We start from the raw sequence: 12,842 nt of genomic DNA on the forward strand, positions 1-12,842 counted from the left end.
TGGCTTATTTATTGACGTGGACATGCAAATTGTTATACTAAGGAAATAACTATAGGAGCAAGAGCATGAGCAAGATCGACAGGATAGCTATTAAATTGATAGTATTGGTTGCTTTTGTAGCTATTGCAATCCCTATGACACTTGTAGGGGTTGATTATGTTGCTACTACTCGTAATGTAGAGAAGTGGCAGAATAATGTAGCTTCTAAGGTTTCAGACAGGACAAATAAGGAAAAAGAAGAATGGGAAAAGAAAATGAATGCTACATATCAAAAAAAATGAGCCACTGAAAAGTGGCTTTTTTTTCGACCTCATACTGTAAAAAGTTACAGTACAAACCCTCAAAGAACTCTTTGAAGGTTTCCACGTGGCTCAATTTGACTTTAGATTAAATTTCTATTAAATAAATAGGAATGAAATGAAAAAAGCCAAGCTGGAAACTTGGCTTCTAGATGGAACTAATCGTAGCAGATTATTTTTGGTTCATGCAATATATAAACATTTTCTAACGCAAAAGTCAAGCAATTAGAATTATTTAAAAGCATAACACATAAAAAGTCCTTTCTAGCTTTTCAGCTAACTTGAAAGGATTTTTTTATGTTTGAAGCATTTGTTGAATCACTACCAGAAAAGTGCATGAGCACAGACGATTTTCAGTATGGAACACTATACAGAAAGAAGGAGAAGGCATTGCAATGCAAGAATGTGCAACTGAACCAATTGTATAAAAAATACATAGTTATTGACATAGATTGCAAAACTAAAGAGTCCGTCTTTTGCTACGAAGAATTGGATTTGCCACCACCTAGTATCATTACAATTAACCCAAATCCAAAAAATGGGAGGTTCAACACTCCACATTATTTATATGAGTTGAAAACTCCTGTTATCTATACAGAAGCCGGTCGATCAGCGCCACAACGATTATATGAGCGAGTTGACAATGCACTGACTCAAGCATTTAGACCATTTGATAGTGATCTAGGCTATGTCGGATTGTTCACCAGGAATCCATTACACCCGTATTGGAAAGTTATTAATAACAATGTCAGCTACGAATTGGAAGATTTTGGCGAGTATCTAGACATTGGATCACCAAGGAAGAAGGGCTTAAACCTAGATGCAGAAGGCAGAAACTGCACAATTTTTAACAACTTGAGATTGTGGGCGTATAAAGAAGTCCGTGAACATCTTTATTATGAAAACTTCGTTGATGCCGTGCAAACTAAAGGTCTTCTACTGAATACTGAGTTAGAGGCTCTACCATGTGGAGGGTTGCCATACAAGGAAGTATTAGGAATTGCTAATTCAATAGGACGTTGGACATGGAGAAATAGACACTGTATCGACAATCTCAAAAATCGTGGAATTATGCAGTTAAACACCTCAAATTTAGCTCTAGAAGAGAAGCAGAGTCTATCAGCCACAAGAACCAATACAGAGCGAAAAAACGCCACTAGAACAGCGCTATTGACCTCCATCACACTTATGAAAGTACAGGGAACTCTAATCACTCAAAGAAGTCTTGAGATACATAGCAAGGTATCTTTAAGAACCATCAAAAATTATTGGAATGAGCTAGAAGAACTAATTTATAAAAAGGCGGCATAAGGTACTTAGTTGTAAAAATCTACTATGGTGCAATACGGTGTTGTCAGATAATTACCCCCGTAGTGGGGTATCTAAAAATAGATGAATTGCTTTAGCAACCCAACAAAAATATAAAAAAGAACTGCTTTGCAGTCCAAATTACAAAACAAAGAAGAGCTTTAGCTCAAAAAAATAGAAATGAAATAAAAAAATGGCCGCGATTGCTAACAGGTGAATTCTTCGTAAATTGCATAATCGTCCTATCTGTTTTTTTGTATTTTACGAAGAATTCCCCGCATAAAGAAAAACCCACATTTCTGTGGGTTCTCTCGTTACTTTAAAGGAAATCGTATGACTAAGTTGAAATCGCATAAGAATCTATGCTTAAACACTAATTATCATAATTCACGATAAAGTCAAGTATCAATCATTCAGTGCAACCGTTTTGCGGATCAGCCAAGCTGTTGTATGTTCCACAGATTAAAATATATGCAGTTCCGACCTCTGCACCACAATTCCAAGATACAGTTTGAACTGACATATTATTCATTGGAGCCTTAGTTAAGCTATATGACCTATTTGTAGCTGTACTAGTTTTGCAACCATATCCAGTAATATGTACAGAAATCCAACCATTTACAAATCCTCCTTTAGAATAATCTGTCCAACCTGTTTTAAAGGTCATGTTATTTGCATCACCCAAATCACTAGTTGGTGGAACTACAGGAGTGGCTTTTGATGGGTCATAAATGTCTGTAGAACATGAAGCATTAGAACCTGTATTAATTCCCAAACACTGCCACGAATAGCTAGTTGTCACATATTTGCTTGCACTATCAAACACATCAGTAGAAGACTGCCCCGATACATTCCCCAAACCACAACCATATAGTGAATTACCGCATTGCGCATTGATTCTTCTATATGCCATACAACTTGCAGTGATTCCCCCTTCATCACCTTTACAACTCCAATTAAACGTGTTTGCTGATGGATCTAAGCTAACAAAGGAATGTGCAGGATATGTAGGAGCACTATCATCGCCTGGTCTGATGCCGTTATAAATAAACTCAGGATTGCAAAGAGTGTTTACAGAAGGTCCCGAAGTTGGATAAGTATAATATTGTCCACCTGCTGAACCACATGAACCATTCACAGGTTCTAGATCACAACTGCCATACTGATAAGAACCACTCAAAACGCCGTTTGAGCAGTGTCTGAACTCTTCCCTACAACCTATAGCCCATTCCCTCGTAGAAGGGTTGTAGGAGGCTGTAGGGGTCAAAAAAGCATCTATCCCACTACCATCAGCAACCACAGCACCCCACGGAGTTGTACAGCTTGTTCCCAATACTGCAAAAGGTGTGATTGCAGGAGGAGTAATGTTTTTACTAGGTGCAGATGCCACAACCTTTTCTATAGATGGAATAAAGCTACCGAAACAAGTGCTGTCTTGTGCGCCTTTATTTTTAGGGTCACATGCTTCGATAGGTTTAATCTCAATCTGCTTTTCAGCAGATACAGCTAAATTTGTAGCAAAAATGCTTGACACAGCTAATATTAATTCTAGTTTTCTATTCATACGCTTTTCCTTTGTTGTTGTTTATATTTTTAATGCACTTCTACAGCTATCTTTCTTGGTCAACTTCTCATTAAGTTCCTTCGTCAGTTTCACAGGAAGAAGAAAATCATCTATGAACCTCAAGAACCCTTTAGGTGCGTAAACTTCCTTTTCATGTCCTACTTTTGTGCTAGGCCATACAACTAAGAAATTCTTCTGCAACCATTCGGTTTCTTCTTGCCCCATATAGTCAAGCAACTCCCAATCATCAGAGTTGTAGCCAAAAGCAAGGTCTAAATCTAAGAAATGCGTGTTTGTACGCATTTCAAAGAATTGCTTGTTTGCCACCATGAAATCCCACTCTAGTTCAATAAATTTCCTCATTCCAACCTCCTTATATTTTATTGATTAATTTCTTGATAGTACTTGATACTGAACCTTCTTGCTTTTGACCTAACTCGAAACTCAATTTATTTCTTTCATTAACTCTGCAAATAGCCTTATATGCTTCACTTCTCATTATTTTCTTAGATTGCCATGCCTCAGGCAGTTCTCTTTCAACTCTAAAAAGACTTCCATCATCATCTAATAAGTAATCTCTGTATGTATCAGGAAAGTCCTCAACGGGATATTTTTCCCCCTCAATTTCAATAGCCTTAACATAGTTAACATCTCCATCATCATCAACTTCCTTAATTGTTGTCGACTTGTATTCTGCCAAAAGAACAAAGCTGACTATGCTGTCCGCAATTTCTTTTGCATATCTTTTCTTGATGCTTTCATCTAGCACAGAAAATATTTCTGAATATTCATCTCGCTTAGTGACCATTGACAATCCCTGCATGTATTTCTTCAAGTTAAGAAAATCATCAGGACTGTTGTAAGACATATCTACTAGCTCTTTTATTGTGTAGTTTTTCATATCAAACCTTTCTTAGTTTATTAATTGTTCCAATCGCTTTTTCCTTCAAATTTAGATGCAATTCAGCCTCAGATTCAGGGTCAGGCTTTTCCAACTGTGCAGTTTCTTGAAGAGAGTTAGCAATTTCCTTCAAGAAGGGTATCAATTCCTTCGGTGCATAGTAGTAATAAGCATTTTCCCCATCGCCATACTGAATTTTTTTAACACAGTCAAAATTCTTTGCAAGAAATTGAACAGTTTTCTTATCGTATGCTTTACTAATTATTTGAGGTTCAGCATCTTTAAATTTCTTGTTCACACGGCTCTTGAAACTTTTTAAGACTGCAAACTCTTCTTTAGTGAAGTAGCTCATTCTTTCCCCTCTAATTTGTTCAGCAAGATCTGCTTTCTGTATAGATAGTCAGCAATCTTTTTCACTTCTCTGTTGTATTTACTTTTGTCGCCATTTTCGATTAAATAATCATACAAATCAGTCGTGAGGTTCTTCATGTTGTATCTATTACCGTAGTCTAATTTATTCATATTTCCATCCTTTAGTTGTCCGTGGATATCATATCTATATCAGAATATTTTTTTAGATCAAGTTTTTGCTCAAAATTTGATTTTGGAAAATGATTTTGCTTTAATAAATAAGTAAGGAATAAAACCAAAAGCAAGGGTAATTATTCCCCAAGGGGAATTAATTTTATATGGGGTTCCCCCATGCCCCTGCTTTGCATATTTCTGCGATGCTCTAAGCTGTAGAAGTAACACTAAAAACAATAACAAGAAAGGTGAAAAGAATGACGCAGTACGACAAATATTTAAAGCTGAAAAATCTTCCTGATGGTAAGAAGAAAAGGCCGGGTCAATCAGGTAGTTGGGACGGGAATGATGAACTCAGAACAGAAAAAATTGAGTTTGCTGTATCGCCTGCTGAGAAGAAAAAGATATTAAAAATGGCGGGAAAAAGAACAGCAGGAGCCTACTGTCGAGATAAGTCACTTTCTGAATCAATCAAGATTGAAGATAAGGTTCAGATGAAGTTGGAAAAAATTGCTGAGCTACATCAGCTTTTCAAAGCTTCCAACATATCTCAGACAGGAAAGATGGGAAGTAATCTCAATCAAATAGCAGGACACATGAACAGGATGAACAACAAGGCTTTTGACGGATTTAAAGATAAGATGCTTGAAGAGATCAGGTTGATGAGAGAAATGAACAAAGAGCTAGAAAAGGCTCTTTTAAATATAAGAGGGGAAAAAGCATGATACTAACATTCGTAAATAAAGGCACATCAGGACCCGATGGAATTAACTATCTATTCAGTGAAAAAGATGCAAATGGAAATGAGAGAAACCCACCAGCCGAGCTACTAGAGGGGGATTTGCTATTGACAAAATATCTAATTCAAAATAATCCGCGCGAGAAAAAATATAGCAGTTATGTCCTATCGTTCCGTGATGACGAAAAAGTTTCAGACGACCAAATAAAGATCATTACTCAATCTTTAAGGGAGAGATTTTTCGGTGGAATGGGACCCGATGAAATTAATATGCTCACTGTAAAACATCTAGACAAAGGCAACATCGAGGTTCATCTAATCATCAACGATGAACACTTAAAGACAGGACGCCAATTTAACCCGTTTCCGAATGGTAAAAGATCGCGAGAGTTACAGCGAGATTTTTGTTCTTATTGGAATCACAAGTTGGGATTTGAACAAGTTGTCCCTAATCCTTTTAAAGCGTCATTCAGTAGATTTGATGCCAAGGTTTCTGAGGAAAGACAGAAGGAATTTCTTGAAAAAATTAAAGATGTGGATTACTCAAAAAGAAAAAAGGCTGAAAAAAAGTTTAAGACGAACAATGAAAGACGAACGGAATTAAGTTCTATAGCTGAAAAAGCTGTGATGTCAGGTGAAGTCAACAATAGAGATGAGCTAATCGCACTTCTAAAGGAAAATGGTTGCAAAGTAACAAGAAAAGCTAAGGATTACTTGTCCATCAAACTGCCTGGAAAGGAGAAGGCTGTTAGATTCAAAGATGGTCCATTTGTTGAAGGTGTTGATTACAGAACTCTTATTGCAGAATATAACAACGCGAAAAAGCATCTTAGACCTGATGAATTTAGGAAGCTAGAGGTAAATCTTGATAAAGATACTGCATTCAAGAAGGATATGTTTGCAGGAATGTATGCTCCAAAAAGAGTATATAAACCAAGAGCCAAGAAGGTCAAAATCAATACGAAGGCTGTTGAAGTCAAGCAGAACACTACAACCACAAAACAACCTGTTCAAATCACTTCTAGAGCCTCAGAACCGCAGGTTAAAGCAAGACCTATCCAACTATCCAAACCTAGTCATAAGCACTTCATGAAGGGTTCTACATCGGCTGTTGCTTCTTCCATTGGTGGTGTGTCAAATAGTGGCGTTGTGAGTTATGGAGAACTTGAAAATCAAATTACCGCATTAGGAATATTGTTGAGTTCTGTTCCACCTGAACAAAGGTCAGCTATTGAAAATCAGATTGCATCACTTAGAGCGCAACTAACAAAAATGCAGTATCAGCTAGAGGAACAGAAACGACAAGAACTAAATAGACGTCTTAAGTTTTGATGCCCTATTGCAATTTCAAATCCATTGGATATATTAATTGTATAGCAATAGTTGCTATGCCATAAATTTAAAGGAAAAATGGATATGAAACAGATGAAATTAAGAACAAAAAACGGCTTCTCAATCTTAGCTATAATTTTAGTAATTGTCGCTGTTGTTGCAGCTATAGGAATGTGGGCTTTATCAGGTCAAGCTAATACAAGCAGTGGTAGCAGTTCAGGTGCAAAAATCAGTGCAAGTAGCATCATCAATGACAGCAGTGCTATTAAATTGGCATTTGATACTTTAGTGATCAATGGAACTAGCAAAAGCTTAATTAAATATGCTTTAGATGGTTCAGCTACCTCTATCTTAACTGAATTATCTCAACCAAATGTATCAGCAAATTCTGTAAAAGCTGATGCGTTTGGTTCAGAAGGTTTCTTTGTTTACTCAACAAACTTCGCTCCAAACATCACCAATGATAATAATCAGCATCCTACAATCATGATTGCAGGTGTCAAAAATAGCGTTTGTGAACAACTGAACTCTGACATTCACGGCGACAGCACTATCCCAACTTATGCAAGTTTCGGTGAAGCTAGACAGTTCACAGGTTCCGCTACAAAAGCAGATCCAAATTCATCAGTAGCTATTGACTTCAAATCTAACGGCTTAACTACTCAAGTGGAGAATTGGAAGCAGGGTTGCATATCAGGAACCAACAAAACAGATAGCAATCTCTACTTTAGAATTTTAGATTAATGTGTCGAGAAAACAACGAAAACCGCCTTGTTTGGCGGTTTTTTGCTTTGTATATACAAAAAAATCTTTCCTGTACATTCGTAAAATTTCTTAATAATATTGGAACACTTAAACAACAAAGAAAGGAAATATATGAAACAAGAAGTATGGAGCGCGAGAGATATAGAGAAATTGAGCCATGAAATGCTTATGGCGACAGGAAGGGGTGGGGCATCATTTCCAGAATTTGAGCATGCTTTTAATTTGGCAATTAAAAGTTATGAGAATAGAACCAATGACATGATTTCGTCTCTTGAAAAAAATGCGTTTTGGTATGACATAGAGACTTTTTTGTTCATTGAATGCATGAAAAATGAAGAGTCTCTAAATAAAATGGGTCAAATTGACAGGAAAAATTGCATTGCAAAATGGTTTGCTGATGAAATTATTGAGGTTCTTCCAATCGGATGATATAAGGAAATGACTCGTAAGAAATGAAAAAGCCACCATTTGGTGGCTTTATTTTATTATTCTTCTTTGGATCTAACTTCAACAGCTAACCCTCTAACATCATCAGAAGTCATTTTCTTTGCATAAGATTCCATGCTTCCAATCTCTAAGAACGGCGAATCATTCAAAGGTTTAAAAGCAAGTCTATACTCTTTTTGGTGGCTAAATTTCAATGGCTTTGAGAAGATTGCTCTGTCTTCTTCAAAGTCTCCATCAAAAGTAGAATCATCATAATACTTAACAAGACCCCGCCTAATCCTATGCTTGTTAGTCTTCTCATAAGATGCTATAGCTTCCATGAATGGTGCAATATCATAAATTAGCACAGCATGTTGTCCCATGCTAAAAAATTCCTCAGGAAGCTTCAATTTATTATTTACAGAAGCAACCCGCTTCTGTAGTTCATCATCATCTATTTCTTCGTCTGAAAATTCATTAAAACCATCATCTATGTAAATCGCATACATGCAAAAGACTCTATGGTCTAGATTTTCGTCTGTATGAACTAAAATAGGTCCTGCTAAATCTTCTTCTTTTATTACGATTTCTCTAGGAACTCCATCAGGAAGTTCACCACGAATCACTAATTTAAGCACCTTTCCTTGTGGCTGTATCAGTGATGCCAAGCCTTCATATGGATCACCTCTACCATCGCCATTTTGCTCTAATTCCTTGAAGTATCGCAATGTATTGCAATACAGCTTTCCACTCATGAAATCATCAGCATACTTTTCTTCTGTAAAGAATTTTACGAAGCAGAAGAGTCTGTAAGTCATATAATTCCTAATATTTTATAAAAAATGCCACCCGAAGGTGGCTTTATATTATGGGTTTTGTGGGGCTTTTGGCTTCGGAGGTTTAACCAAATCTTTAAATGTTGTATTTGAATGATGACTCAACACATATACATTCAAAAGCAAATTATCAACCACATCCATTGCAACCGATAATTGTTCTTTGGTGTGAGGCTTTACAGAGTGCGCTGCATCGTTACCTAACACCCTCATCTTATGCAACAAATCACAGCCTTCTTTTGATAGCAAACCCATATCTTTAAGGCTATTAATTTTTTGAACTAAATTATCACCTTTTGCAGATCGTTCTTTGCAAACTGTCTCAATGATTGCCCTAATACCTACACCTGTCAGAATTTTATGCTTTGCTTCTAATGATTTAGAAGTCTCTTCATAAATTTCAAGTAAATCATCAGGAATAAGATGAAAATGCTTTTCTAACTCTCTATCTTTCTGAACAGTTGGATAGATGGTTTCCGTAACTGTGCATTCTGCTCTAGTTTTTCCTTCCCTGTCATAGCTATAATCAACTTCTTCTGAGTTCCAACTTCTTCGCCTCAAGAAGATTGACTCACAACCATTGCAAATAATAAGTTGACTTTTCTCACCCCATTGGAAATAGTTTTCATCATCATCAGCAATTTCACCTGTTTGATTTACAGCATGAAGAATTGTTGAGCTTTGGTGTTCTCTTTTACAAACAGAACAATTAATATAAATTTTAGTGTCTTTAAGGTCTTTTTCTTCGACTAAGTCAACAGTCTGTTTGGCACTCATTCGTTTCCCTTTTTAAAGTAAAAAAAGCCACTGAAAAAGTGGCTTTACTTATAAAAATGATTTAATTCTTTGGTTTGTTGTCTTTGGCTTTAGACTGTCCCAACATTGCACCAAATGTGAACAGCAAACCTGCTGCAAACCACACAAGAGCGAAGATTGCAGCCCTTCCAAGCAATCCCGTAAGTCCATCTGCTACACCATCAGCAGAGAGTGCCATAAGTGCTGCAAACAGTCCTGAAGCCCATGTACAGAACTTAGTTACATTGTTCTCATTCAGTACCTTTGCTTTTGTCAGAACAAATGCAAGAACAAAGCCGACTCCTCCAACAACTAGTAGCCAACCTGTCCCAAATTCATCATATCTATCACGCATCTTTCCCTCTTTTGGTAGAGTCCCTGCGGACTTGGGTTCGGTTGCAGAATTCACACCAAAAAAGTTGTATTACGATCAAGTTTCAGCGTGGCATCTATGGTAAACTATACACTCATCAACTGCCGTTGAGGTGGTTCACTTTGGTGGTTCACATCGAAACCATCGCAGAAGAAAAACTGTACAAAGTCAAGGACTTACAGGCTTTGTGGTGTCAACGGGTCAACTCCCGCCGTCTCCACCACCGAACAAAAAATTAGGGCTCCAAGCGCAAGCTTGGGGCCCTAATTTTTTGTTCGACGGGTTCAGATAGCCGGAATCGGATCCGCGTCCGGTACGGACGCGGGGCTTTTGCGGGGCAGTCGGCGAGCACTGCTCGCCGCCGCAAAAGCGGCCTCCGCGCTTGCAAGCGCGGTGCCTCTTCGATTCGCCCATTCTCAACCTCGCACAGCGAGGTTGCGCCCGCGATCAGCGGGCACGCCAGCACACCACCAGCCCCGGCAAGCACACGAGGCGCTTTGGCCTGTGCAGCCGGCGCACGCCCGGTATAGGCCCACGCTGCTTTGCAGCAGCAATTCCGACGCGCCGGTGCTCCAGCATATTTTCCGCTCAAATTGAGCTATCGACGCGAACAAATTGAAGGTCAGCCGACCAGCGGACGTGGCCGTGTCAATTGCCAAGTCCAGAATCCGTATAGTGGCCCCTGCCGCTGCCACCTTTGATTCGATTTCGATCATGGCATCATCGAGCGGGCCGCCCGCGACAGGCTGGTGAACACCAGGACATCGCCACGCCGAAGCGCAGCGATGACCTTGGCGAACTCAATTCGATCTTCCATTCGTACGCTGCTGATCTGCTCCCGGTAGATGGATTGATCCGTGCAGCCCGCCGCCCTCAGCTTGGCGATCTGATCCCCCAGTCCCGCCACTTGCTCCACCGTGGATGTCCGGGCATGACCGTAAATTGCCATATTGCATCTACTATCAATGAGGTTTAAAGTGAATGAAAAAATTACCATTAGGCTCTAGAGAAACAAGCTTTTTGGTAGTAACTACAGCGTCGGGGATGGGCTATCGCTGGCCCCTGCCCTATTGAAATTGGATTTGGTATTCGCCTAGGCTTTAAGATATTAAAATGTCAAAAAATACCCGCCCTTATCTAAATGAAGGACGCCTTTCCGACGTCCTGGCTCTAATCCAAGTCCTTGCACTTTCGGCGAAGACGAGACGTTCGGAAAATGGACTATTCCAAGAACTGCAAGGAAATCCAATCAGCGCAACGAGCTGGATGAAAATTGGGCTACAGCACAAAGAGTTTTTTAGAGTCAAACCGGAAGGCAATAACCCGCCCAACATCTCTCTTATTGCAAGAAATGTGCAGGACACAATTGAACGAGAGGAGGATGAAATACACCCGCCTTTGAGCGTCGAAAACACATCAAAACTTATGCAACTGGCTAATGACCTTCATAACAAAGAGCTACAGCGTGCCAACTCTTGGAAAACCACGCTCATTCCAATTTTAATTTCCGTAATAGCTGCAATTTCATCGATATCCGCAGCAGTAGTTAGTGCCAAACTAAAAACATTGTAATCAATAGCCGATAATTTCCACTATGAGTGAAGAAACTTCTGATAGACAAGAAACCGCACCAGCCAGTTTCATTATTTCAATCAACGCTTTTGATACTGAGGAACGAGCTACTGAATTTGGTCAATATGTCGGAGGTGCTGTTCGCGCGTTTAGTCGCATTTATGACCTGAGCCATTTGGATGGAGTTACTGTTTCCAACAATTACCGGGAAGCACTAGCCAATCTGGACAGAGGTTATGACTTCTCTCATCAACTCGCCCCTTCCGATAGCACGGTTATTGGAATAGCGATGACACCTTCAGTGTTACGGGATGGGATTATTAAAAGCCACATTGTTATAAATGCAGGATTTTTAATCCCATTAGAGAATAAGGAAGATGCTAACTTTGGTCTTGCTTTACACACGCTTGCTCATGAATGTGCTCATGTTGAAATAACACGTCGTTTTGATATGGCGTTTCCTGGCTTCCTATTGCGCCAACAACATCAAAACTTGCACCTAACTCATCGATGGAACACAGTTCTTGCATGCTGGGACGAATATGCAGCGACATGGCTCAGTGCTCCGTTTGGATTTGACCCTACAGAGGGTTATGAGCAAAGTTTTATACAGAATTTGAGTGAGGCGAAGCAACAAGCAAATAGATGTATAATTGCCTATAGAACACATGCTAATATTGGAAGAGTCGTTAGCGAAGTTTATGTTGTCTACGGCTTGCTTATGAAACTAGCCTGCTACCATCTGGGCAATTTGTACGGTAGAGATATTTCATACTTAAACATGCCTCGCACTGTAGATGCTTTAAATGGGCATTGGTTCCTTCCATTTTTTGAGCGACTTGATATGGCGTGTCGTGAAATAAAAGAAAGCTATGGCCGCTGGCAGGATACTACTAGCTTCAATGTTATTGGCGATTTGATTGATGAGATTGTCGAGGAAGGTGGAATTTTCATTACAGATATGGATGACGGCCGCATACATGCAGACATTCCCTTCACTCTAGAGACAATGCCTTTCTAATTGCGAAAGCCGATACCTCATGAATAGTTTTGAAAATACAGTATCCAAACTTGTCTCAAATGCCAAGAAATTTAACGACAAGGGAAAACAAGTATCAGCGGATAGTTTAACTGTTTTTGGCGTTGCGATTTGCAGTCGGTATAGCAAGTGCAATGAAATGATTTCAATGATGAGATTTTGCGAGTTGGCAGCGATATCATCAGTAGCTCATTATGTAAAGGAAATCAACTTTGACTCGAAAGCATGCTCTTGCAGTTTTATCCTAGACCCCACTGTAACAAAAGGTTCTGACATAGAACTTGAGTTATTTTCAATTGCAAAGAAAACCATTAGCCATTTCTGGTGGTTCGATGATGAATATTTTGATTTTGAGGATAACGAATAGA

Annotated in this window: 19 protein-coding genes; 9 read left to right on the forward strand and 10 right to left on the reverse strand. The window is 39.0% G+C overall.

The annotated features are described in order from the left end of the window. The first annotated feature begins 65 nt into the window (after positions 1–65). Positions 66–281 (forward strand): hypothetical protein, encoded by a 216-nt coding sequence (locus AC1RRC_RS08710; RefSeq protein WP_493054890.1) that lies wholly within the window; start codon positions 66–68, stop codon positions 279–281. Between the two features lie 315 nt (positions 282–596). Beyond that, the gene (locus AC1RRC_RS08715) at positions 597–1,610 is read left to right on the forward strand and encodes a replication initiation protein (protein WP_493054891.1); all 1,014 of its coding nucleotides are present in this window, start codon (positions 597–599) and stop codon (positions 1,608–1,610) included. Between the two features lie 406 nt (positions 1,611–2,016). On the opposite strand, the gene AC1RRC_RS08720 is transcribed toward AC1RRC_RS08715, so the two are convergent. From AC1RRC_RS08720 to AC1RRC_RS08740, 5 genes are read right to left on the reverse strand one after another with little or no spacing between them, the layout of a single operon-like run. Then, positions 2,017–3,171 (reverse strand): hypothetical protein, encoded by a 1,155-nt coding sequence (locus tag AC1RRC_RS08720; RefSeq protein ID WP_493054892.1) that lies wholly within the window; start codon positions 3,169–3,171, stop codon positions 2,017–2,019. Between the two features lie 21 nt (positions 3,172–3,192). After that, positions 3,193–3,534 (reverse strand): hypothetical protein, encoded by a 342-nt coding sequence (locus AC1RRC_RS08725; RefSeq protein WP_493054893.1) that lies wholly within the window; start codon positions 3,532–3,534, stop codon positions 3,193–3,195. A gap of 10 nt (positions 3,535–3,544) precedes the next feature. Then, complete coding sequence (locus AC1RRC_RS08730) at positions 3,545–4,072, reverse strand: hypothetical protein (protein ID WP_493054894.1); 528 nt, start codon at positions 4,070–4,072, stop codon at positions 3,545–3,547. A gap of 1 nt (position 4,073) precedes the next feature. Next, entirely contained in the window at positions 4,074–4,424 is a 351-nt protein-coding gene (locus AC1RRC_RS08735) for a hypothetical protein (RefSeq protein ID WP_493054895.1), read from the reverse strand. Beyond that, the gene (locus AC1RRC_RS08740; RefSeq protein ID WP_493054896.1) at positions 4,421–4,594 is read right to left on the reverse strand and encodes a hypothetical protein; all 174 of its coding nucleotides are present in this window, start codon (positions 4,592–4,594) and stop codon (positions 4,421–4,423) included. Before AC1RRC_RS08740 ends, AC1RRC_RS08735 begins: the two co-directional genes overlap by 4 nt. Before the next feature lie 260 nt (positions 4,595–4,854). Here AC1RRC_RS08740 and AC1RRC_RS08745 point away from each other — a divergent pair, with 260 nt between their 5' ends. The 4 genes from AC1RRC_RS08745 to AC1RRC_RS08760 all read left to right on the forward strand — a co-directional run bounded on the left by AC1RRC_RS08745 (position 4,855) and on the right by AC1RRC_RS08760 (position 7,862). After that, positions 4,855–5,322 carry a hypothetical protein gene (locus AC1RRC_RS08745; RefSeq protein ID WP_493054897.1) on the forward strand — a complete coding sequence of 156 codons (468 nt, stop codon included), beginning with the start codon at positions 4,855–4,857 and terminating at the stop codon, positions 5,320–5,322. Continuing rightward, positions 5,319–6,668, forward strand: coding sequence for a relaxase/mobilization nuclease domain-containing protein (locus AC1RRC_RS08750; RefSeq protein WP_493054898.1), 1,350 nt, complete (start codon positions 5,319–5,321; stop codon positions 6,666–6,668). The genes AC1RRC_RS08745 and AC1RRC_RS08750 overlap by 4 nt, the downstream gene beginning before the upstream one ends. A gap of 84 nt (positions 6,669–6,752) precedes the next feature. Continuing rightward, entirely contained in the window at positions 6,753–7,412 is a 660-nt protein-coding gene (locus AC1RRC_RS08755) for a hypothetical protein (RefSeq protein WP_493054899.1), read from the forward strand. A 132-nt stretch (positions 7,413–7,544) separates the two neighbouring features. Further along, the gene (locus AC1RRC_RS08760) at positions 7,545–7,862 is read left to right on the forward strand and encodes a hypothetical protein (protein WP_493054900.1); all 318 of its coding nucleotides are present in this window, start codon (positions 7,545–7,547) and stop codon (positions 7,860–7,862) included. Positions 7,863–7,918: 56 nt separating this feature from the next. Here the strand turns inward: AC1RRC_RS08760 and AC1RRC_RS08765 are convergent, their stop codons facing one another. The 5 genes from AC1RRC_RS08765 to AC1RRC_RS08785 all read right to left on the reverse strand — a co-directional run bounded on the left by AC1RRC_RS08765 (position 7,919) and on the right by AC1RRC_RS08785 (position 10,812). Beyond that, entirely contained in the window at positions 7,919–8,677 is a 759-nt protein-coding gene (locus AC1RRC_RS08765) for a hypothetical protein (protein ID WP_493054901.1), read from the reverse strand. Between the two features lie 48 nt (positions 8,678–8,725). After that, the gene (locus AC1RRC_RS08770; protein ID WP_493054902.1) at positions 8,726–9,472 is read right to left on the reverse strand and encodes a DUF4145 domain-containing protein; all 747 of its coding nucleotides are present in this window, start codon (positions 9,470–9,472) and stop codon (positions 8,726–8,728) included. Between the two features lie 61 nt (positions 9,473–9,533). After that, the gene (locus tag AC1RRC_RS08775; protein ID WP_493054903.1) at positions 9,534–9,845 is read right to left on the reverse strand and encodes a hypothetical protein; all 312 of its coding nucleotides are present in this window, start codon (positions 9,843–9,845) and stop codon (positions 9,534–9,536) included. Between the two features lie 434 nt (positions 9,846–10,279). Then, complete coding sequence (locus tag AC1RRC_RS08780; protein WP_493054904.1) at positions 10,280–10,579, reverse strand: recombinase family protein; 300 nt, start codon at positions 10,577–10,579, stop codon at positions 10,280–10,282. Next, entirely contained in the window at positions 10,576–10,812 is a 237-nt protein-coding gene (locus tag AC1RRC_RS08785; protein ID WP_493054905.1) for a recombinase family protein, read from the reverse strand. The genes AC1RRC_RS08780 and AC1RRC_RS08785 overlap by 4 nt, the downstream gene beginning before the upstream one ends. Before the next feature lie 164 nt (positions 10,813–10,976). On the opposite strand from AC1RRC_RS08785, the gene AC1RRC_RS08790 reads away from it, so the two are divergent. Genes AC1RRC_RS08790 through AC1RRC_RS08800 form a run of 3 tightly spaced genes read left to right on the forward strand, consistent with a single transcriptional unit; the run spans position 10,977 to position 12,841 of the window. Then, entirely contained in the window at positions 10,977–11,435 is a 459-nt protein-coding gene (locus tag AC1RRC_RS08790; RefSeq protein ID WP_493054906.1) for a hypothetical protein, read from the forward strand. Between the two features lie 22 nt (positions 11,436–11,457). Next, positions 11,458–12,456 (forward strand): hypothetical protein, encoded by a 999-nt coding sequence (locus AC1RRC_RS08795; RefSeq protein WP_493054907.1) that lies wholly within the window; start codon positions 11,458–11,460, stop codon positions 12,454–12,456. Between the two features lie 19 nt (positions 12,457–12,475). Continuing rightward, positions 12,476–12,841 carry a hypothetical protein gene (locus AC1RRC_RS08800; RefSeq protein ID WP_493054908.1) on the forward strand — a complete coding sequence of 122 codons (366 nt, stop codon included), beginning with the start codon at positions 12,476–12,478 and terminating at the stop codon, positions 12,839–12,841. The last annotated feature ends 1 nt before the right edge of the window (position 12,842 follow it).

It is taken from the genome of Pseudoduganella sp. GW821-FHT12E03, from assembly GCF_058807115.1.